Annotated in this window: 16 protein-coding genes; 4 read left to right on the plus strand and 12 right to left on the minus strand. The window is 72.2% G+C overall.

All coding sequences use genetic code 11. From position 1 onward, the window contains the following. Window positions 1-107: 107 nt before the first annotated feature. The 5 genes from H9Y04_RS11790 to H9Y04_RS11810 form a co-directional block, all read right to left on the minus strand. Window positions 108-2,915, minus strand: a complete 2,808-nt coding sequence (locus tag H9Y04_RS11790; protein ID WP_187813683.1) for an ABC transporter permease family protein — start codon at window positions 2,913-2,915, stop codon at window positions 108-110. Continuing rightward, window positions 2,912-6,109 carry an FtsX-like permease family protein gene (locus tag H9Y04_RS47725; RefSeq protein WP_187813684.1) on the minus strand — a complete coding sequence of 1,066 codons (3,198 nt, stop codon included), beginning with the start codon at window positions 6,107-6,109 and terminating at the stop codon, window positions 2,912-2,914. Before H9Y04_RS47725 ends, H9Y04_RS11790 begins: the two co-directional genes overlap by 4 nt. Window positions 6,110-6,502: 393 nt before the next feature. Continuing rightward, entirely contained in the window at window positions 6,503-7,264 is a 762-nt protein-coding gene (locus H9Y04_RS11800; protein ID WP_187813685.1) for a DUF3710 domain-containing protein, read from the minus strand. 1 nt (window position 7,265) lies between these two features. Further along, a complete protein-coding gene (gene dut, locus H9Y04_RS11805) occupies window positions 7,266-7,802 on the minus strand; it encodes a dUTP diphosphatase (RefSeq protein ID WP_187813686.1) in 537 nt (178 codons plus the stop codon). Continuing rightward, window positions 7,799-8,383, minus strand: a complete 585-nt coding sequence (locus H9Y04_RS11810) for a PaaI family thioesterase (RefSeq protein ID WP_187813687.1) — start codon at window positions 8,381-8,383, stop codon at window positions 7,799-7,801. The genes dut and H9Y04_RS11810 overlap by 4 nt, the downstream gene beginning before the upstream one ends. A 57-nt stretch (window positions 8,384-8,440) precedes the next feature. Between H9Y04_RS11810 and H9Y04_RS11815 the strand changes: the two genes are divergently transcribed. Beyond that, window positions 8,441-8,911 (plus strand): DUF3093 domain-containing protein, encoded by a 471-nt coding sequence (locus H9Y04_RS11815; RefSeq protein ID WP_187813688.1) that lies wholly within the window; start codon window positions 8,441-8,443, stop codon window positions 8,909-8,911. A 36-nt stretch (window positions 8,912-8,947) separates the two neighbouring features. Here the strand turns inward: H9Y04_RS11815 and H9Y04_RS11820 are convergent, their stop codons facing one another. From H9Y04_RS11820 to H9Y04_RS11835, 4 genes are all read right to left on the minus strand, one after another. Then, the gene (locus tag H9Y04_RS11820) at window positions 8,948-9,916 is read right to left on the minus strand and encodes a hypothetical protein (RefSeq protein ID WP_187813689.1); all 969 of its coding nucleotides are present in this window, start codon (window positions 9,914-9,916) and stop codon (window positions 8,948-8,950) included. 14 nt (window positions 9,917-9,930) lie between these two features. Next, window positions 9,931-10,227 (minus strand): DUF4193 domain-containing protein, encoded by a 297-nt coding sequence (locus tag H9Y04_RS11825; protein WP_165335758.1) that lies wholly within the window; start codon window positions 10,225-10,227, stop codon window positions 9,931-9,933. 394 nt (window positions 10,228-10,621) lie between these two features. Beyond that, window positions 10,622-11,869 (minus strand): sensor histidine kinase, encoded by a 1,248-nt coding sequence (locus tag H9Y04_RS11830; protein ID WP_187813690.1) that lies wholly within the window; start codon window positions 11,867-11,869, stop codon window positions 10,622-10,624. A 7-nt stretch (window positions 11,870-11,876) separates the two neighbouring features. After that, entirely contained in the window at window positions 11,877-12,530 is a 654-nt protein-coding gene (locus tag H9Y04_RS11835; protein WP_052575660.1) for a response regulator transcription factor, read from the minus strand. Window positions 12,531-12,981: 451 nt separating this feature from the next. Between H9Y04_RS11835 and H9Y04_RS11840 the strand changes: the two genes are divergently transcribed. Further along, a complete protein-coding gene (locus H9Y04_RS11840) occupies window positions 12,982-13,143 on the plus strand; it encodes a hypothetical protein (protein ID WP_187813691.1) in 162 nt (53 codons plus the stop codon). Window positions 13,144-13,239: 96 nt separating this feature from the next. Here H9Y04_RS11840 and H9Y04_RS11845 read toward each other — a convergent pair whose 3' ends face one another. Both H9Y04_RS11845 and H9Y04_RS11850 read right to left on the minus strand, forming a co-directional pair. Beyond that, the gene (locus H9Y04_RS11845) at window positions 13,240-14,076 is read right to left on the minus strand and encodes an inositol monophosphatase family protein (protein ID WP_187813692.1); all 837 of its coding nucleotides are present in this window, start codon (window positions 14,074-14,076) and stop codon (window positions 13,240-13,242) included. 8 nt (window positions 14,077-14,084) lie between these two features. Further along, window positions 14,085-15,212, minus strand: coding sequence for a ferrochelatase (locus tag H9Y04_RS11850; RefSeq protein ID WP_187813693.1), 1,128 nt, complete (start codon window positions 15,210-15,212; stop codon window positions 14,085-14,087). Between the two features lie 147 nt (window positions 15,213-15,359). Here H9Y04_RS11850 and H9Y04_RS11855 point away from each other — a divergent pair, with 147 nt between their 5' ends. Together H9Y04_RS11855 and H9Y04_RS11860 are read left to right on the plus strand one after the other, a co-directional pair. Continuing rightward, window positions 15,360-16,637, plus strand: a complete 1,278-nt coding sequence (locus H9Y04_RS11855) for an MFS transporter (RefSeq protein ID WP_187813694.1) — start codon at window positions 15,360-15,362, stop codon at window positions 16,635-16,637. After that, window positions 16,591-17,916, plus strand: a complete 1,326-nt coding sequence (locus tag H9Y04_RS11860; RefSeq protein WP_236070770.1) for a D-arabinono-1,4-lactone oxidase — start codon at window positions 16,591-16,593, stop codon at window positions 17,914-17,916. The genes H9Y04_RS11855 and H9Y04_RS11860 overlap by 47 nt, the downstream gene beginning before the upstream one ends. 99 nt (window positions 17,917-18,015) lie before the next feature. Here H9Y04_RS11860 and H9Y04_RS11865 read toward each other — a convergent pair whose 3' ends face one another. Continuing rightward, window positions 18,016-19,272, minus strand: coding sequence for a DUF4179 domain-containing protein (locus H9Y04_RS11865; RefSeq protein WP_187813696.1), 1,257 nt, complete (start codon window positions 19,270-19,272; stop codon window positions 18,016-18,018). Window positions 19,273-19,435 lie beyond the last annotated feature (163 nt).

Here is a 19,435-nt window from a genome sequence, read left to right on the forward strand (position 1 = left end):
CCACCGTCCCCACCCCGCAACGCAACCGTCCCACCGCCGATACGCCACCGCCCCGCGCCCAACACGCCCCCGCACCAACCGCGTTGCACCGCTCTCCCCGCCCGTCCTCAATCGTCCACCCTCCCCACCCGCAACACCTGCCCCAACCCCCTCCTGCGCCCCAGCCATGTCTCCACTGCGACCGCTCCCGCCACCAGCCCCGCGCACCCCGCCCCGAGGGCCACGGTCAGCAGCACGTCGGCGTGCATGCCCGGGTCGCCGGGTGTGCCCGTGAACTCCCCCAGGTCCAGGGCCGGTCCGAGCAGCGACGGCAGCGCCAGTCCGAGCGCCGTACCGCCCACGACCGCCGCGACCACCAGCGGCAGCAGCTGCACCAGATGCAGCGCCGCCGTCTGCCGGTCGCCGAGCCCCATCGTGCGCAGCCGCGCGGCGGTGCGCCCGCGCGCCGGCGCCGAGAGCAGCAGTTCAAGGACCAGCGCGAGCAGCGCCAGGGCCACGGCAAGCCCGGTCGCCACGGTGTGGGCCAGGGTCAGCGCACCCACCAGACCGTCGTCCGAAAGGCGCGCCAACTCCTCTTCCAGAACGAACAGTTCACCCGGATTCGTCTCGGGCGCGGCACGCGGCACCATCGCGCGCAACTCCTCGGCGCGTATCCCGTCGCCGTACAGGAGCAGCACCAGCTGCCCGAAATCCTCGCGCTCGATCGACCGCAGCGCCCGCAGGTCGGTGAACAGCAGCAGTTCCGGGGACTCGGCGGAGCGCAGCGGCCCCAGCGCGACGTCGTCGACGACCGCGTCGGGCAGGGTGCCCGTGACCTTCATCCGCAGGGTCCGCCCGCCGACCTCGGCCTCGAGCCGGTCGCCGACCCGCGGTCCACCGTGCGCGAGCACCGGCACGGCACCGCCCGCGTCCGGCAGCGCGGCCGCAGCACGGGCGGCCGCCGATTCACCGCCGACCTCGAGCAGAGCCTCGGATTCGACACCGAGCAGACTGGTCGTGCCGTACGCGGAGCCACGGGCGCTGTCGCGCGCGCTGATCCGCAACTCGCCGACCTGGGCGGAGTGTTCGACGCCACGGGCCCGGGCCAACTCCTGCGCCGCCTGCGGATTGCTCCGGACGCCTGTGTACGAGGCGTCCGCACCGACCCGCGCACGCGTCCCCTCCTCCCGCCCTTCGGTGAGCGTGCCGGCGATCAGACCGCCGAACACGGCTCCGGCGAGCGTCACGACCAGGACAAGCAGGGCGAGCGCCCGCGCGGGCGCCTCCTTCGCCGCCCGCAGCAGGGCGATCAGTGCCACGGCTCCGCGCCGCCGCGCGGACCAGCGGGCGAGGAGCCGTACGGGCAGCGGGTAGCAGCGGACGAGGATCACGACCGTGGCCAGACCGAGCAGCGCCGGTACGGCCGCGAGCAGCGGATCCGGGCCCGCCTGCGCCCTGGTCCCGCGCGAGCGCAGCGCCCACACCCCGGCCACCGCGAGCAACAGCAACGCCAGTTCGGCGACGACGCGCCGCCCCCGTATCGACGATGCTCTCGCCGCCCCGTCCGCACGCAGCAGCGCCCCGTCCCGTACGGCGAAGAAGGTGACGAGCGGCAGCGGCAGCCAGCAGCCGAGCGCCACCGCCGCGCCCCACCCCGTCGCGGTGCCTTCGCCCACGCGTCCGGCCAGGGCCAGGCCCGCTGCCAGGCCGAGCAGCGCACCGGGCAGCGTGTGCCCGGCGCGTGCCGCGGCGAGCCCCAGGGCCGAGGCGCCGCGGGCGCGTTGGAGCCGGTGCACGTCGAGGCGGCGGCGCAGTGCGAGCAGCGCCGTGACGAATGCGGCGGCGAGGGCCACGATCAAGAGCGTGGCCAGGCCGAAGGCCACGACGGCCTGGCCCTGTCCCCACTGGCGCCCGAACTCGCCGATGGCGTCGGGCAGTCGGGAGGAGTAGTCGAGACCGCCGGTGGGGTTCAGGCCGAGGCTGCAGACGAGCCCGCCGAATGTGGCGAGCGGGCAGTACTTGTCCGGGGCCAGCTCGCTGGTGACGACGAGGGCGCGCTCGATCTGGCGCCGGCCGTCGGCCCCGTGGTGCTTCCTGGCCTCCTCGTCGGTCAGGTGCAGCCGCAGGCCCCACTGCGCGGTGATCTCGATCCCGCTCTGCTCCTGCAGCCGGATGATCGATCCGGGCTCGGCGAGCACCATGGCCTGGTGCGGTCGCCCGGTGCTCTTCAACGGCGCGGCCAGGAGCGGCTCCTCACGCCACAGCACGGAGTCGTCGTCCGCCGCGAAGACGCCCACGACCTGCGCGGTCGCATGGATGCCGGACAGTCCGCCCATCCCGAGGTCGAGCCGCTGTCCCAGGCGCAGCCCGAGCCGGTCGCGCGTGGCCGACGAGACGGCGATCTCCACCGTACGGGCGTTCGCTCGCGGGGCGCGTCCGGCGGCGTAACCGCCTTTGCGGGGCGCGTCGGTGGCGTGGAGCAGCGACAGTTCCGCGGGCCCGGCCTCGGTGAGGGTGCCGATCCCGGGCAGCACGATGCGTGCGGAGTCGGTGCGCAGTTCGCCGGGCAGCCCGGGCGCCACCCAGTTCTCGAGGCTTTCGCTCATCGCGGCCATGTCCGCGGCGAGGTATGCGCCCGGGTCGTCGCCCTTCTTCTGCAAGACGTCGACACGCACGCTGTACGTGACACCGGGCGCCGACTCCTGCGCCTGGACAAGCCGGTCGCCGAACGCCCGGCCCGCCAGCCGGTCGAGGAGGGGCGGCGCCCCGGCGGCGACAGCGGTGAGCAGGCAGGTCAGGAGCGTCAGACAGACCAGGAGCGGGAGGTCACCGCGCAGACCGTGCAGACGACTTCGCAGACCTCGCCGGCCTCCCGGACCGCGCGGCGGGCGACGCTTCGCCGCCGGCCCGCGCCCCGCACCCCCGGCCTTCGTCATACGTCATCCCCCGCCCTCAGCACCCGCGCCAGATCCACCCGTCCGAGAGAGCGGGCGGCGACGGTGACGACCGCGCAGATCAAGGCGGTCGTCACGGCGGCCGTGACCACCACCCGCATCCAGGGCACCTCCGTGGCGAGGTCGGGAAAGACCGGTCTGGCGTCCGCTTCCACCGTGACGACCGGCATGATCAGGACCGCGAGACCGGCACCGAGCAGGGTGCCGAGCACCGCCGCCACGGCGGCCAGGCCGAGCTGTTCCGTCCAGAGGAACGCGGCCAGTTGGCGTTTGCGTACGCCGATCGCTCTGAGCAGCGCGAACTCCCGGCTTCTGGAGCGCGCCGCGAGCACCGTGTGCAGCGTGAACGCGACCACCGCGAACGGCGGGGCGAGTGCAAGGCACAGCGCGAGCGCGGCCCGGGTGCCGCGCCGCAGCGGATCCGCGGCCAGCGCCTCGCGGGCCGTGGCCACATCGATCGCCTTGCCGAGCCGTGGAGTCGCGCGCACGGCCAGCGCCGCGGCCCGGGCGTCGCCGTCGTCCGCGCGGGCCCACCAGAAGGTCTCGACACCCGGCGTACCGCCGGAGAGCAGCAACTGGGCCGCGAACGCACGGGAGTCGACCAGGAGATTCGGCTGGTCCCGTGCCTCGTCGCCCGGGATCGCCTCGATCGTGCCCACGATCTTCAGCCGTGCGCTGCCGCCCACGGCCTGCCGAACGGTGACGGTGTCCCCGACGACGGCGAGCCCGTCATCGATCAGCGTGGCATCGGCCAGCGCCGGCGCGGCCGGGGGCCGCTTCGGCCCCTTGAAGCCGAGCCGGATCGACCGTACGGGAAAGACGAGTGCGGTGTTGGGCCCCCTCAGCACCCCGTCGATCAGCACACCGGGGCGCTCGGGCCCCGAGGAGCAGAGGACGGGGCCGGGTGCTTCACCGGGCCGCTTGCGCGGTTCGGCGCCGGGACAGCCCGCCACGTGCAGGTCGGGCGCGGGCAGGAACAGATCGCGCCAGCGGCCCGGCCGGTCCAGTTCGTCGGCCTCGTCCACGACCAGCCGGTAGGTGCGCCGCTCGACCTCGTACGGCATCGTAAGACCCAGCTGTACGAGGTGAGTTGTGTGCGGCGGCACGGGCAGCCGCACCGTGACCGGGCCGCCCTCGCGCAGCTCCACCTCACGGCCGTGCACGAGACCGTCGCCGTCCTCGAAGTAGCCCGTGAGCAGTACCGGGTGGGCCTTGCCGGGTCCGTCGGCGGACAGCCGTACCCGCAGGGTGAGTTCCTTCGGCGATCCGACGAGGCGCAGCCCGTGCTCGGGTATGCCCTCGCCCAGGTGCGCCGCCTTCGGGCCCGCGTGGTCCGTGAGCGCGCCGGAGCCGGTGTTGACGGCGGTGACGCCCACCGACTGCTGTGCCACCGAGGCGTCCACCTCGGTCACCGGGGTCACGGCCCGTATGCCGGGCGACTGCGCGTAGGCGTCCCGGCGTCGGTCGTCGGCGAGGCGGTCGGAGGGATCGATCCGCAGATCGGATCCGACCTGGAACGATGCCTGGTCCTGGTCGCCCCGGTCGAGGATCACCAGCGCGGTCGAGCTGAGCGCGGCGACGGCCAGCGCGAGCGTCACCACCAGGGCCGCTGCCGCGTGCCCGGCCGCGCGCCGGCCCAACTGCCAGCCGCCGAACGGCAGCACGAACCCGGTGCCGCGCTGCGCGAGCGGATCGAACAGCCGGGCGGCGGGCGGGAGCAGCCGCAGGACGAGCACGGCCGCCGCCGCGGTCATCATCACGGGGGCGAACACGAGCACCAGGTCGACGGTGGAGGCACTGCCGACCGGCGAACGGTACTGGCGCAGCTGCAGCCACCCCAGAACGGCCACGGCGGCAAGCACCACATCGGCTCCGAGCCGCTGCGCCGCCGCGAACCGCGCGGGCCGCCACCGCAGCCGGCTCACGGCCCTGCGGTCGCGCACCGAGCGGACCACGGGGACGAGCACCGCGACGCCGTGCACCACGACCGCGAGCGCGGCGGCGGTCCAGCCCGCGGCGATCAGCGCGGTGCCCGGCAGGTCGCCTTCCGCCAGGCCCACGCGCGGCAGCAGCCCGAGCAGCGGTCCGGCGAGGAACGGCGCGGCGATCCCCGCGGGCACGGCGAGCACCGCCCACTGCCCCGCGGCCCCCGCGGCGAGGCGCCATGTGCCCGCGCCGCGCGCGGCCAGGAGGGCGAGCTCCGCCCGCTGGTGCGTGGCGAGCTGGCGTGCGGTGAGCACCAGGGTGGCCAGGGCGAGGGCGGCGAGCAGCGAAGCGGGGATGTACATGCCGGCCCGTGACACGGCGATCGGTGTCCTGAGCCGGTCGAGGGCGGGACCGAGCCCCGAGTCGATCTCGAGGTCCCGGGCCTCGGGCGGCACCTGTCCGCCGAACAGCGACCGTGCGGGATCGCTGTCGCTGAACGCGGCCGCCCGGTCGCTCAGTCCGTCGATGTCGTCGAGCCGGAACCGCCCGGCGTCCGGCACGGCCAGCCACGACCGCACACTGTCCCCGGCGAGCTCCGGGGTCCCGGTCACGGTCGTCAGGGGTACGACGGCCAGGCTGTCGGTCCCGCCGAAGCTCCCGGTCTGGCTCCCCCACAGCGCGGCCGCTTCGGCACGCGGCCGGTAGATCCCGGTGACCTCCACCGCGAGCTCCGTGTCGGCGCTCGTCAGAACGGTCAGCCGGTCGCCGGGGCGGACGCGGAGCTCGGCGGCCAGCGGCTGCGACAGCGCGGCCTCGACGGTGCCGTCGGGCCGCGGCCCCGGCAGCCGTCCGCTCACCGTCTCGGCGTGCTCGCGCAGGCCTTCCAGCGCCGCGAGCGCCACCGTCACATCGCCGCGCACCCGCCCGTCGGCATCGGCGACGGAGAGCTCGGTGGCCCGGTTCTCGGGGACGCGCAGGGCATCGTAGGTCTGCTGCGGTACGCCCCCGTACGCTCCGTCCAGGGCCCTGCGTACGGCGGCGCCGGTCTGCTCGTACGCCTGCTCCTTGCCGGGCGCGTAGGGCCCGCCGACCGAGATGACGGCGTCCCTGTCCGCGGCGAGCCGCTGCCGTGCGGCACCGAGCACGGTCTGCTCGGTCAGCGTGGCGAGAGCGGCGAGCACGGTCGCGGCAAGCAGCATGGCAAGCCCGGCCGCACCGAGCACCAGCCCGTGATGCCGTCCTTTGCGCACCACGGCAGGCGTGCGCGTACTCCCCCGCACCGGTCACCCCCCGTTTCGAGGGCACAGTATGTGCCCCCGCCGAAGAGCGCCGCAATGGCCGCGACCCCTCAACTCGGTTGCCCGGAGGGCTGGTTGACCATCCCGGCGGGTGCGCCCCCGCGACGGCCTTCCGGGGGCGGAGTCCCGCAGGTCCCACCCGCCCCGGACGCCCTCTCCAGACACGGCAGACATACGAAAAGCCGCGCCCTGACCTCAGGACGCGGCCCTCACGTAGTACGAAGAACCTCAGCGGATCTCGCGTAGTGCGAAAGACCCCAGCGGATCTCGCGTAGTGCGAAGAACCCCAGCGGATCTCGCGTAGTGCGAAGAACCCCAGCGGATCTCGCGTGGTACGAAAAAACCTCAGCGGACCTCGGTGGTCTCCGGTCCGCGCTGCAGCTGGCCCATGCCGCCGGAGAAGCGGGACTCGGCCTGCGACTCCTCCTTGACGCCCTCGGGCACCATCTGGGCGTCCTCGGGCAGCTTCAGGACGATCGGGTCGCGCGGGGCCATCGGACCCTCGCCGCGCACCACGACGGTGTCGCGGAAGATCTGCTCCAGGAGACCCGCGGCCTGCGGCTGCACCGCACCCTGGCCGGAGATGACACCGCGCAGGAACCAGCGCGGACCGTCCACGCCCACGAAGCGCACGACCTGGACACCGCCCGTGCCGTCCGGCAGCTGGACCGGTACCTGCGCCCGCAGCTCCCAGCCGAGCGGGCCCTCGACCTCGTCGATCACACCGCCCTGCTTGGTGATGCCGGAGGCGATCTCCTCGCGGACCTCGCCCCAGATGCCCTCCTTCTTGGGGGCGGCGAAGGCCTGCAGCTGAACCGCGCTGTCCTGGAGGACCACGGTGGCCGCGACGATGGCGTCACCGGCGACCTCGACCCGCAGCTCCATGCCCTCGACACCGGGCACGAACAGACCGCCCAGGTCGACCCGGCCCTCGGAGGGGCGGCCGACCTCGGAGACATCCCACGGCCCGTCGGGGCGCGGAGCCGGCGGAAGGTTCACCCGGCCGGGCTCGCCCTCCTCGCCGACCTCTTGGTCCATGTCCTCGACGACCTGCTCGGCCTCGCCTGCCGCAGCCTCGGCCGCGTCCTTCTTACGACGTCCGAACACGTCACTGTCCTTCCCGGTCGGATACGACCGAAGCGTATCGATTCCCACCCTTGTCGGCGGCCGTACCGCCTGCGTCGCCGTCCACCGCGGCATGGCCGCCGGTGGACCCGAAGCCCCCCTCGGCCCGGGCCGATCCGGGAAGCTCCGCCACCTCGTGGAAGCGGACCTTCTCGACCTGCTGGACGACAAGTTGGGCGATCCGGTCGAAGCGCTCGAACCGCACGGTGTCGCGCGGATCGAGATTCACCACGATCACCTTGATCTCTCCACGGTACCCGGCATCCACCGTCCCCGGGGCATTCACCAGAGCGACGCCGCAGCGGGCCGCGAGCCCCGAGCGCGGGTGCACGAAGGCCGCGTACCCCTCGGGGAGCGCGATAGCCACACCGGTCGGCAGAACGGTCCGCTCCCCGGGGGCGAGTTCACAGGCCTCGGTCGTCCGCAGATCCGCACCCGCGTCGCCCGGCATCGCGTACGCGGGCAGCGGGACCTCGGGGTCGATGCGGCGGATCTGCACGTCGAGCAGGGGGTTGCTCATGGGTTCACCTCGAAGGCGCGTGCGCGCCGCACCTGGTCGGGGTCGCTCATCGCGGCGTCGATCTCCTCGGGCCGCCCGTTGTCGATGAAGTGGTCGACCTTGACCTCGATGAACAGCGCGTCGGCCCGCACCGCGACCTCGCCGTCGGGGCCGCCGATCCGTCCCACGGCCGTGGAGTAGATCTTGCGTCCGGCCACCGCGGTGACCTCGGCCTCCAAGTGCAGCACGGTACCGACGGGCACCGGCCGTACGAAGTCGGTCTCGAGCCGTCCGGTGACCGCGATCGCGCGGAGCAGCCAGTTCAGGGAGCCGAGCGTCTCGTCGAGCGCGGAGGCGAGCACACCGCCGTGCGCGAGGCCCGGCGCACCCTGGTGCTCGGGCTTGACGGTGAACTCCGCGGTGATCGCCACGCCTTCACCGGCCCGCGCCTGGAGGTGCAGTCCGTGCGGCTGGGCGTCTCCGCAGCCGAAGCAGTGCGCGTAGTGCGCTCCGAGCAGCTCTCCCGGGGGCGGCGCGTCGGGGTGCCGTACCGGCGCCGTGGCGTCGTCCGGGGGCGTCAACGATGGTGTTCGTCCACTCACAGGCGGAGACCTTACCCGCGCAATCGATTGCCTTGAGCACCGTGCCAAGCTTGACCCATGCAGCAAGCCACCGAAACGTACGACGAACGTCTCACCGCTCCCCGCTCCTGGTGGGTGATCGCGGTGGCCGTGGGGATCTCCTGCGCCCTGATGCTGCTGCCGCTCGGCACGCTCCCGATGCTCGGCGGCCTGATCGGCGGCACCGCGCTGGCCTCGGTCATGGTGAGTTCGTACGGTTCGGCCCGCGTCCGTGTCGTGGCCGGCTCGCTGGTCGCGGGCCGGGCCCGTATCCCGCTGACCGCGCTCGGCACCCCTGAGGTGCTGGACCGGGACGAGGCGCTCGCCTGGCGCACCCACAAGTCGGATCCCCGCGCCTTCATGCTGCTGCGCAGCTATGTCCCGCAGGCGGTCCGCATCCCGGTCACGGACCCCGAGGACCCGACCCCGTACGTGTATGTGTCGACGCGCGCGCCGGAGCGCCTGGCGGCGGCGCTGACGCGCCAGCCGCCCGACGCACTCGGCTCCTGACGCACTCGGCTCCAGGGCCCGGCCCTTGAGCGGGCCCTAGCCCTCGAGCTCTTTGCGGTCCGGAGCCGCCAGCGGATTCAACGGATCCAGCGGGTTCACGGGCCGCTCCAGGGGCGGCAGCGCATCCAGCGCGTCCCACGGGACCTGGTGCGCCCGCAGATCCCTGCGGACCTTCTCGGCGAGCTTCTTCGTGTCGCGGCGGTTCATCACCGCGCCCACGGCGGCGCCGACCATGAACGGCATCAGGTTCGGCAGGTTCCGCACCATCCGCTTCATGATCTGCTGGCGCAGCTCGCGCTTCATCTGCCCGCCGAGCGCCGCGTTTATCGTCTGCGGCTTGCTCACCTCGATGCCGCGCTCCTCCGTCCAGGAGGTCAGATACGCGGTGGAGCGGGACTTCAGATTGCCGGGCGGCCGCAGCCCGTACACCTCGTGCAGTTCGGCGATCAGCTTCAGCTCGATCGCGGCCACGCCGGTGATCTCCGCGGCCATCTCGGCCGGCATCGCGGGCGGCACGGGCAGCATCGCCGCCGCGCCGACTCCGGCGCCGACGGTCGATGACGCGTTGGCCGCTCCGGCGACCAGTTTGTCGGCGAGCTGCTCGGGGCCGAGGCCCGGGAACTGCCGCCGCAGCGTGGCGAGATCACGCACCGGCACACGCGGTGCGTTGTCGATGATCCGGTCGGCGAGATAGCCGATACCGGCCTTGGCGCTCTCCTGGCCCTTGCGCACGCCTTTCTTGACCTTGTCGAGTCTGCGCGACGGGGCGGCGGCGGTGACGTCGCCGTCCGTCGTGGAGACCTCTGCGCCCGCCGAGGCGGGCGCAATCGTGCCGGCCGGCACGGGCCGGCCGGTGGCGTCCGCCGGTTCGAGCGAGGCCCCGGGGCCTCGCTCGTCGTCACGTGCGCCTGGTGACGGTGCGGACGTCTGCGAGCCGTCCGCCTTCCGCCTCTTCGTCGAGCCCAGCCGGAACTTTCGCTTCCGGGGCGGGGTCGAGCCAGTCACGGCCGACCCACGCCTCAGTCGCAGTCGCGGCAGATGGGCTGGCCGTTCTTCTCGCGGGCCAGCTGGCTGCGGTGGTGGACCAGGAAGCAGCTCATGCAGGTGAACTCGTCCGCCTGCTTGGGCATGACCCGGACGGCCAGTTCCTCGTTCGAGAGATCTGCGCCGGGCAGCTCCAGGCCTTCCGCGGCCTCGAACTCGTCGACGTCGACCGACGAGGTCGACTTGTCGTTCCGCCGGGCCTTCAGCTCTTCGATGCTGTCGGACTCGACGTCGTCATCGGTCTTGCGTGGGGTGTCGTAATCCGTTGCCATGTCGCTCTCCCCCTCTGGGTGTCTGCGGTGTCTCCAGCGCACGTAACGCGTGAGAGGCCGGACTTGTGCCCGACCCGAGGCGGAGATTTTGCCTCACATCAAGGTCTGTTACTCAATCGACACCCAACCGCCCCTCCCAAGAGGTGATCGTTTGGATGGCGATGGGGACCGTACACGGTCCACTTCTTCCTCTTCACGGGCGCCACCCCGTGTACTTCCCGTGATCAAGACCCCTGAAAACCCTGGATTTTCCGGGCTTTCCGACATCTGCGGCGATCACGGAGAGTAGATGGCCGAAAAATCGCCCCTGTGATCGATTCCACACGACCTCCTCGGGAGCAGGTCCCGAAAATTCCGCTAAAAGCGAACTTCGCAAGCGATTCGCGACAGCATCTCAGATCGGCAGGGTGACTCGCATCACGAGACCACCCCCCTCACGTGGCTCGGCGATGATACGGCCCCCGTGGGCCCTCGCCACCGACTGAACGATCGAGAGGCCCAGTCCGACACCCTTGTCGCTCCCCGTCCTCTCCGTCCGTAGGCGCCGGAAGGGCTCGAAGAGGTTGTCCACCTCGTACGCGGGCACCACCGGGCCCGTGTTGGACACGACGAGCACCGCCTGCCCGTGCACGGCCTCCGTGGTGACCTCGACCCAGCCGCCTTCGGGGATGTTGTACCTCACGGCGTTCTGGACGAGGTTGAGGGCGATCCGCTCCAGGAGCACCCCGTTGCCCTGGACGACGGCCAGACCGCGCTCACCGCGGATCTCGACGCCCTTCTCCTCGGCCTCCGGGCGCACCTGGTCGAGGGCGCGCGAGGCGACCTCCGCGAGGTCCACGGGCTTGCGCTCGACGATCTGGTTGTCGCTGCGCGCGAGCAGCAGCAGGCCCTCCACCAGCTCCTCGCTGCGTTTGTTGGTGGACAGGAGCGTCTTGCCCAGCTGCTGGAGCTCGGCGGGCGCGCCCGGGTCCGACAGATGCACTTCGAGGAGCGTGCGGTTGATGGCGAGCGGGGTGCGCAGCTCGTGCGAGGCGTTGGCGACGAACCGCTGCTGCGCGGTGAAGGCGCGCTCCAGACGGTCGAGCATTTCGTCGAAGGTGTCCGAGAGCTCCTTCAACTCGTCGTCGGGACCGTCCAGTTCGATACGGCGGGTCAGGTCCGAGCCGGCCACCTGGCGGGCGGTCCGGGTGATCCGGCCGAGCGGTGACAGGACGCGTCCGGCCATCGCGTAACCGAATCCGAAGGCGATGACGCTGAGGCCGAGCAGCGCGAGCAGCGAGCGGCTCAGGAGGTCGTCGAGGGCCTTCTGGCGCTGGTGGTCCACGCAGATGCGCGCCGCCTCGTTGAAGGCGTCGACGCTGTCGAACGAGCGGCCGGAGAGGGCCGGGCAGGAACTGGAGTCGATCTTCACCTCGCCGCTGACGATCCTGAACGGCATCTCGTTGCCCACGTGCACGGCCTGTGCGGCCAGCAGGTAGATGATCGAGAGCAGCAGGATGCCGGCGATCAGGAACATCCCGCCGTAAAGGAGCGTGAGCCTTATCCGGATGGTCGGGCGCAGCCACGGGAAGGGCGGTTCGGTCTTGTGGGGGTCCCACGTCGGCTTGGGCGGCGCCGCTGGAGGCGCCGGAGTGGCGGCCATCGAGGGATCAGATCCGATAGCCCGAGCCGGGGACCGTGACGATCACCGGGGGCTCGCCGAGCTTGCGGCGCAGGGTCATGACGGTCACGCGGACCACGTTCGTGAACGGGTCGGTGTTCTCGTCCCAGGCCTTCTCCAGGAGCTGCTCCGCGGAGACCACGGCGCCCTCGGAACGGAGGAGCACCTCAAGGACCGCGAACTCCTTGGGGGCGAGCTGGATCTCGTTGCCGTCGCGGAAGACCTCGCGGCGGTTCGGGTCGAGCTTGATGCCGGCCCGCTCCAGGACGGGCGGCAGCGCGACGGTGGTGCGCCGGCCCAGGGCGCGCACGCGCGCGGTGAGCTCGGTGAACGCGAAGGGCTTGGGCAGATAGTCGTCCGCGCCGAGCTCCAGGCCCTCGACACGGTCGCTGACGTCGCCGGACGCCGTGAGCATCAGGACGCGCGTGGGCATCCCGAGCTCGACGATCTTGCGGCAGACGTCGTCGCCGTGGACGACGGGCAGGTCGCGGTCGAGTACGACGACGTCGTAGTCGTTGACGCCGATGCGTTCGAGGGCCGCGCCGCCGTCGTACACGACGTCCACGGCCATGGCCTCGCGGCGCAGTCCGGTGGCCACCGCATCGGCGAGCAGCTGCTCGTCCTCGACGACGAGTACGCGCACGTCGCTGTCCCTTCTGTGAGCCCGGTGAGCGGGCTGAGTCCTGATGAGCCCGCTGGGCAGAGGGCCGTCCCACCGACCGGCCCGCGGCATGAGCGACAGGTTCCGGTCACATGGTGATGCCTCCATCCTGCCCCTTTGGGCCGTAAACCGGCTGTAAGACGCCAAGGGCCGCGAAGAGAAGGGCCCGGGAGCCCCGTACGCCCCTGCCTCGAAGCTTTCGCCTCGGTACGGGAATCAAAAGATCCCTCGGCCGGTTGAGGTTTCCGCGACAGGAACCCAGGGGAGGACGGCCTTACACCCGCGATCACTCTTTGCAAGTGGCACGCCACGAACCGTTTTTGTGGAGCGGCACCCGCACCGCATCCGTCGAGACGGCAAGAGACGTGATCGCCCCTTCCCGAGGGCACACCCCCGTGCCACCGACACTCGACCCACGACGAGGGGGCGCACCATGGACGCATTCACCGCAGGGCTTCTGCAGCGCATAAAGGCCACGGAGACGGACCTCACGCGGGCACGTGAGGACGGCGACGACTTCCTCGCGGAGGTGGAACAGGCCGAGCTCGAGGACCTGCACCGCCTCGCTGCCGAGCACGGCGTGCAGGTCGCCTAGTTCGCGACGCCTGTACGTCCGTACGTCGAAGGGGCCCGCCGCATCGGATGCGGTGGGCCCCTTCGTATGCCCGGGTCGTGTGCCCAGGCGTCCGCCTCAGTCGTGCCAGGCGCCGAACTCGTCGAGATACCCCTGCAGCCGCGCGAAGACGCCCGGGGACGCCGCCACCGTCAGCTCGCCCGACGGGCGCTCGCCGGGGCGGCCGCCGGTCAGCGCCCCCGCCTCGCGGGCGATCAGGTCGCCCGCCGCGAGGTCCCAGGCGTGCAGCCCGCGCTCGTAGTAGCCGTCGAGGCGACCCGCGGCCAGGTCGCACAGGTCGACCGCGGCCGAGCCGCCGCGCCGGATGTCGCGGAGCAGCGGGATGAGGCGCCCGGCGACCTCCGCCTGGTGGGCGCGGACCGCGGCGACATAGTTGAAGCCGGTGGAGACCAGGGCCTGGTCCAGGGGCGGCGCGGGGCGGCAGGCCAGCGCGCGCTCGCCGTCCCAGGAGCCGGTGGCCCAGGCGCCGCGGCCGCGCACCGCGTGGAAGGTCTCGCCGCGCATCGGGACCGCGACGACGCCGACAACGGTCTCGCCGTCCTGCTCGGCGGCGATGGAGACGGCCCAAGTGGGCAGCCCGTACAGATAGTTGACCGTGCCGTCGAGCGGGTCGATCACCCAGCGGATGCCGCTCGTGCCCTCGGTCGACGCGCCCTCCTCGCCGAGGATGCCGTCGTGGGGGCGGCGTTCGGCGATCAGGCCGGTGATCAGCTTCTCCGCCGCGATGTCCATCTCGGTGACGACGTCGATGGGGCTCGACTTCGTCGCCGCGACCGCCAGATCGGCGGGCCGCCCGTCCCGCAGCAGCGCGCCGGCGCGGCCTGCGGCCTCCTGGGCGAGGGCGAGCAGGTCCGTGTGCAGGGGGTCGGCCGGGTCCGTGTGCTGGTCGGTCACGAGGGTCCTCACGCGTAGGGGCTGTCGACGCCGGCGGCGGCCGGACGGGGTGCGCGGGCCGGGCAGCAGCCGACGGGGCACAGGTCGTGGCCCGCGCCCAGGGCGCCGAGGGCGCAGGGCGTGACGGCCTCGCCGCGCTCGGCGGCGGCCCGCTCCAGGAGCAGATCGCGTACGGCGGCCGCGAAGCGCGGGTCGGCGCCGACGGTGGCCGAGCGGGCCACGGGCAGGCCGAGCTCGGCGGCCTTGGCGGTGGCCTCGGTGTCGAGGTCGTACAGGACCTCCATGTGGTCCGAGACGAAGCCGATCGGCACCATCACGACCGCGGGGACGCCGGCGCCGTGCCGCTCCTCGAGGTGATCGCAGATATCGGGCTCGAGCCACGGGATGTGCGGGGCGCCGGAGCGCGACTGGTAGACGAGCTGCCAGGGCCGCTCGACGCCGGTCTCCTCCCGTACGGCTTCGGCGATCAGGCGCGCGACGTCCAGGTGCTCGCGTACGTACGCGCCTCCGTCGCCGTGCCCCTCGACGGGGCCCGACGTGTCGGCGGCCGCGTCCGGGATGGAGTGCGTGGTGAACGCCAGGTGCGCGCTGTCCCGTACGTCCTCGGGGAGCTCGGCCAGGGACTTCAGGACGCCGTCGGTCATGGGGCGCACGAAGCCGGGGTGGTTGAAGTACTGCCGGAGCTTGTCGATCCTCGGCAGCGGCAGGCCCTCGGCCTCCAGGGCGGCGAGCGCGTCCGCGAGGTTCTCGCGGTACTGGCGGCAGCCCGAGTACGAGGTGTACGCGCTGGTGGTGAGGACCAGGATGCGGCGGTGGCCGTCGGTGACCATCTCGCGCAGGGCGTCGGTGAGATACGGGGCCCAATTGCGGTTGCCCCAGTAGACCGGGATGTCGAGGCCGTGCTCGGCGAAGTCCTTGCGCAGGGCGTCGAGCAGCGCGCGGTTCTGGTCGTTGATCGGGCTCTTGCCGCCGAACAGGAAGTAGTGCTGCCCCACCTCCTTGAGCCGCTCCTTGGGGATGCCGCGGCCCCGGGTCACGTTCTCCAGGAACGGGACCACGTCATCGGGGCCTTCGGGGCCGCCGAAGGAGAGCAGCAGGAGGGCGTCGTACGGAGTGGGGTCGGGCGCGTGGGACATGCCTTCGATCCTAGGTCGTCGCACGGACAGTGCGGCCGTGCCCTTCGGCCCGTCGCGCCCCCGCAATTGACGCGCGCCGCGACACCCCGTGGACGTAAGCTGTATGGGCCCATCTCACGCCTTACCGGAGCCGCACCGGAGCGCCCCTTGCCCAGTCCCTACCGCGAGATATTCACGCCGCCCGGGACTCTGTCCTTCTCGGCCGCAGGACTGATCGGGCGGCTGCCGCTGGCCATGATGGGCATCGGCGTCGTCACGATGATCTCCGAGCTCACCGGGCGGTACGGCCTGGCGGGTGCGCTCTCCGCGACGCTCGCGCTGTCCGCGGCCGTGATCGGCCCCCAGATCTCGCGGCTCGTCGACCGCTACGGGCAGGCGCGTGTGCTGCGCCCGGCCACGCTGGTCTCGCTCACCGCCGTCGCGGCGCTGCTGCTCGCCGCGAAGTTCGAGGCGCCGGACTGGACGCTCTTCCTGTGCGCCGCGCTCGTCGGCTTCGTACCGAGTCTCGGGTCGATGATCCGCTCGCGCTGGGCCGAGGTGTACCGCACCGACCGGCGCCGGCTGCACACCGCGTACTCCTTCGAGTCCGTGGTCGACGAGATCTGCTTCATCTTCGGGCCGATCGTCTCGATCGGTCTGTCCACGGTCTGGTTCCCCGAGGCGGGGCCGCTGCTCGCGGGTGTCTTCCTCGCGATCGGCACGTTCTGGCTGACCGCGCAGCACGCCACCGAACCGGTCCCGCACCCTCGCGAGCACCACACCGGCGGAAGTGCCCTGCGCTCCCCCGGACTTCAGGTCCTGATGGCGACCTTCGTCGCGACCGGTGCGGTCTTCGGCTCGGTCGACGTGGTCACCGTCGCGTTCGCCGAGCACGAGGGGGCCAAGGAGGCGGCGAGCCTGGTGCTCGCTGTGTACGCCGCCGGGTCCTGCCTCGCCGGCGTCCTGTTCGGACTCGTGCACTTCAGGGGCCCGGCCGCCAAGCGGTGGCTCCTGGGCGTGTGTGCGATGGGCGTGAGTATGATCCCCCTCCTACTGGTCGGGAACTTGCTGTTCTTGGCCGTGGCGCTGTTTGTCGCGGGCCTGTCCATCGCACCGACGATGATCACCACGATGGCCCTCGTCGAGCAGCATGTACCCCGGGCGAAGCTGACCGAAGGCATGACGTGGACCTCCACGGGTCTCGCGGTGGGCATCGCGCTCGGTGCGTCCGTGGCCGGCTGGGTCATCGACGCGGCGGGCGCGGACCGGGCGTATGTGGTGCCGGCCGTCGCCGGTGCGGCCGCGGTCGTGATCGGGTTCCTCGGCTACCGCCGGCTGTCCAGGCCGGTTCCGCAGCGGGGAGGACCTGATGGGTACGACGGGATCGACGGCAGGACCGATGAAGGCCCAGGGCGGCCCGAAGGCGTCCGGGACAACGTGGCGTAACTGGGCCGGCAACGTCACCGCCAGGCCCGCGCAGGAGGTCACCCCCGCCTCGGTCGAGGAACTCGCCGCCGCCGTACGCCAGGCGGCCGGCGAAGGCCGCAAGGTCAAGGCGGTCGGCACCGGCCACTCCTTCACCTCCACCGCCGCGACCGACGGCCTGCTGATCCGGCCCGATCTGCTCACCGGGATACGCAAGCTCGACCGCGAGGCCGGTCTGGTGACCGTCGAGGCGGGCACCCCGCTCAAGCGCCTGAACCTGGCGCTCGCCCGTGAGGGCCTCTCGCTCACGAACATGGGCGACATCATGGAGCAGACCGTCGCGGGCGCCACCAGCACCGGAACCCACGGCACCGGCCGCGACTCGGCCTCGATCTCCGCGCAGATCCAGGGCTTGGAGATCGTCACGGCGGACGGGTCGGTCCTGACCTGTTCGGCCAAGGAGAACCCCGAGGTGTTCGCGGCCGCCCGGGTCGGGATCGGGGCGCTCGGTGTGATCAGCGCGATCACCTTCGCCGTGGAGCCGGAGTTCCTGCTCACCGCGCGCGAGGAGCCGATGAGCTTCGAGCGGGTCACGGCGGAGTTCGACGAACTGCACGCCGAGAACGAGCACTTCGAGTTCTACTGGTTCCCGCACACCGGCAACTGCAACACCAAGCGCAACAACCGCAGCGCGGGTCCCGAGCAGCCGGTGGGCAGGGTGAGCGGCTTCTTCGAGGACGAGCTGCTCTCCAACGGCCTGTTCCAGGTGGTCAATTCGCTGGGCCGGGCGGTGCCGGGGACCATCCCCTCGATCGCGAAGATCTCCAGCAAGGCGCTCTCCGCCCGCACGTACACCGACATTCCCTACAAGGTCTTCACGTCTCCACGCCGCGTGCGCTTCGTGGAGATGGAGTACGCCCTGCCGCGCGAGGCCCTCGTGGAGGCGCTGCGGGAACTGCGGACCATGGTGGACCGCTCGAACCTGCGGATCAGCTTCCCGGTCGAGGTGCGCACCGCCCCCGCCGACGACATCACGCTCTCGACGGCGTCCGGCCGCGAGAGCGCGTACATCGCGGTCCACATGTACAAGGGCACGCCCTACCAGGCGTACTTCACCGCCGCCGAGCGGATCTTCACCGCGCACGGCGGGCGGCCGCACTGGGGCAAGGTGCACACCCGGGACGCCGAGTACTTCGCCTCGGCCTACCCGCGCTTCGGCGAGTTCACCGCGCTGCGCGACCGCCTCGACCCGGACCGGGTGTTCGGCAACGACTACCTGCGGCGGGTCCTGGGCGACTGAGTGCCCGGCCGGCGGTCGCCTCGCTCGCTGCGGCTGCGCGGATCCACGGTCGCCTCGTTCCGTACTGCCGCTCCGCCCACGTCGCCCCGCTCCCCGCGGCTACTCGGCCGTCTCGCCCTGCTGGTGCGGCGGCGTCGGCTCCCCGGTGGGGTCGTCCGGCGTCGGAGTGGGGGTCGGGGTGGGTGTGGGCGTCGGGGTCGGCGTGGGAGTGGGAGTCGGGGTCGGCGTCTTGCCGCCCGCGTCCCCGCCCTCGTCGCCCTGCGACGTGCTCGGGTCGGGCGACGGGATGCCGTCGCCCTTCTCCTGGCCGGTGCCGGCCGACGGGCCGGTACCGGACGAGGGGTCCTGGGCCGGCGGAGCCTGGTCCTCGCCCCGCCCCTTGTTGTGCCCCGTGAACACGCTGCCGATCGTGGAGCCGTCCGACCCGGAGAGGTTCTCGCCGGCCACCGCCTCGTACACGGTGATCCCGCCCATCGTCACGCCGAACACGACGGCGGCGGCGAGCACCGGCCGCTTCCAGCTGCGGATGCGCTTTCCCTGGACGGGCGAGACGGCGTACGCGGTGTCGGCGGGCTGGGCCGGCGTCGCGAGGGTCTCGCCATGGGGTCCGACGACCGTGCCCAGGAACCGGGTGGGCTGCTCGCGCCGGTCCGCGGAACCGAGGGTGCCGAGGGCCATGGTGCGGTCCGCGGGGCCGGAGGTCCCCGAGGCCATGGCGGGGTCCGCGGCCGGCAGCACCTGGGTGGCGTCGGCGGCCGTGCCTGCGGTGCCTGCCGCGCCTTCGGTGCCTGCCGCGCCTTCGGTGCCTGCGGTGCCCAACACCCGTGTCACATCGGCGGACTTGAGCACCTGGGTCCGGTCGGCGCCGGGGGCGCCGTCGACCACGGGCAGCACGGTCGTGGCGGGATCGTCGAGCGGCACCGGCGGCACGTCCACCACGCCCGGACGCCAAGTGGTCTGCATCGCCGGGGTGTTCGGTACGGCCGGAGTGTTCGGTACGGCCGGTGCGGCGGCGTCCGGCGCCAGGGGCCCGGGTCCCGGCTCGGCGCGGAACGTCTGCGGCACGGGCCGCCCGTCCCCCGTCACCGGCACCTGGCGGACGCGGCCCGGCTTCGCCTTCACCGCGACCTCGCGCACCTGCTCGCCCGTGCGCTTGAAGAAGTGCTGGAAGACGGGGCCGCCGCAGGTGGCCACAATGCTCATGACGCCGGCGCCGAGGATCGTCCCGTACACCCCGAAACTGGAGGCCAACTTCGCGGCGAGCACCGCGGCGAGCGCACCTCCTGCCACCTGCGGCACATTCACATCTATGCGCTTCTTCTCCGCGTCCGCACCGTTTTCCGACTGCTGAGCCATCCCCGTCCCTTGATCGCCGACTCGCCTGACAACTACCCACAAGGGACTTTTGGGCGAAGCGGATAGTTCCGGTTCCGGAGATTCTGTGAAGCAGCACACCCCTGTAAGCAGGGGATATGGAAGCGGCAGGGGTCAACTCCCTTGCCGTGGGACAACTTCGGCG

It is taken from the genome of Streptomyces polyasparticus (genome assembly GCF_014493765.1).
GTDB classification, from domain to species: domain Bacteria; phylum Actinomycetota; class Actinomycetes; order Streptomycetales; family Streptomycetaceae; genus Streptomyces; species Streptomyces polyasparticus.

Coding starts and splice junctions, on each gene's coding strand:
- H9Y04_RS11790 (WP_187813683.1), bottom strand. CDS start 2,915: ATGACGAAGGCCGGGGGTGCGGGGCGCGGGCCGGCGGCGAAGCGTCGC.
- dut (WP_187813686.1), bottom strand. CDS start 7,802: ATGAGCAACCCCCTGCTCGACGTGCAGATCCGCCGCATCGACCCCGAG.
- H9Y04_RS11815 (WP_187813688.1), top strand. CDS start 8,441: ATGCAGCAAGCCACCGAAACGTACGACGAACGTCTCACCGCTCCCCGC.
- H9Y04_RS11825 (WP_165335758.1), bottom strand. CDS start 10,227: ATGGCAACGGATTACGACACCCCACGCAAGACCGATGACGACGTCGAG.
- H9Y04_RS11830 (WP_187813690.1), bottom strand. CDS start 11,869: ATGGCCGCCACTCCGGCGCCTCCAGCGGCGCCGCCCAAGCCGACGTGG.
- H9Y04_RS11840 (WP_187813691.1), top strand. CDS start 12,982: ATGGACGCATTCACCGCAGGGCTTCTGCAGCGCATAAAGGCCACGGAG.
- H9Y04_RS11850 (WP_187813693.1), bottom strand. CDS start 15,212: ATGTCCCACGCGCCCGACCCCACTCCGTACGACGCCCTCCTGCTGCTC.
- H9Y04_RS11860 (WP_236070770.1), top strand. CDS start 16,591: ATGAAGGCCCAGGGCGGCCCGAAGGCGTCCGGGACAACGTGGCGTAAC.
- H9Y04_RS11865 (WP_187813696.1), bottom strand. CDS start 19,272: ATGGCTCAGCAGTCGGAAAACGGTGCGGACGCGGAGAAGAAGCGCATA.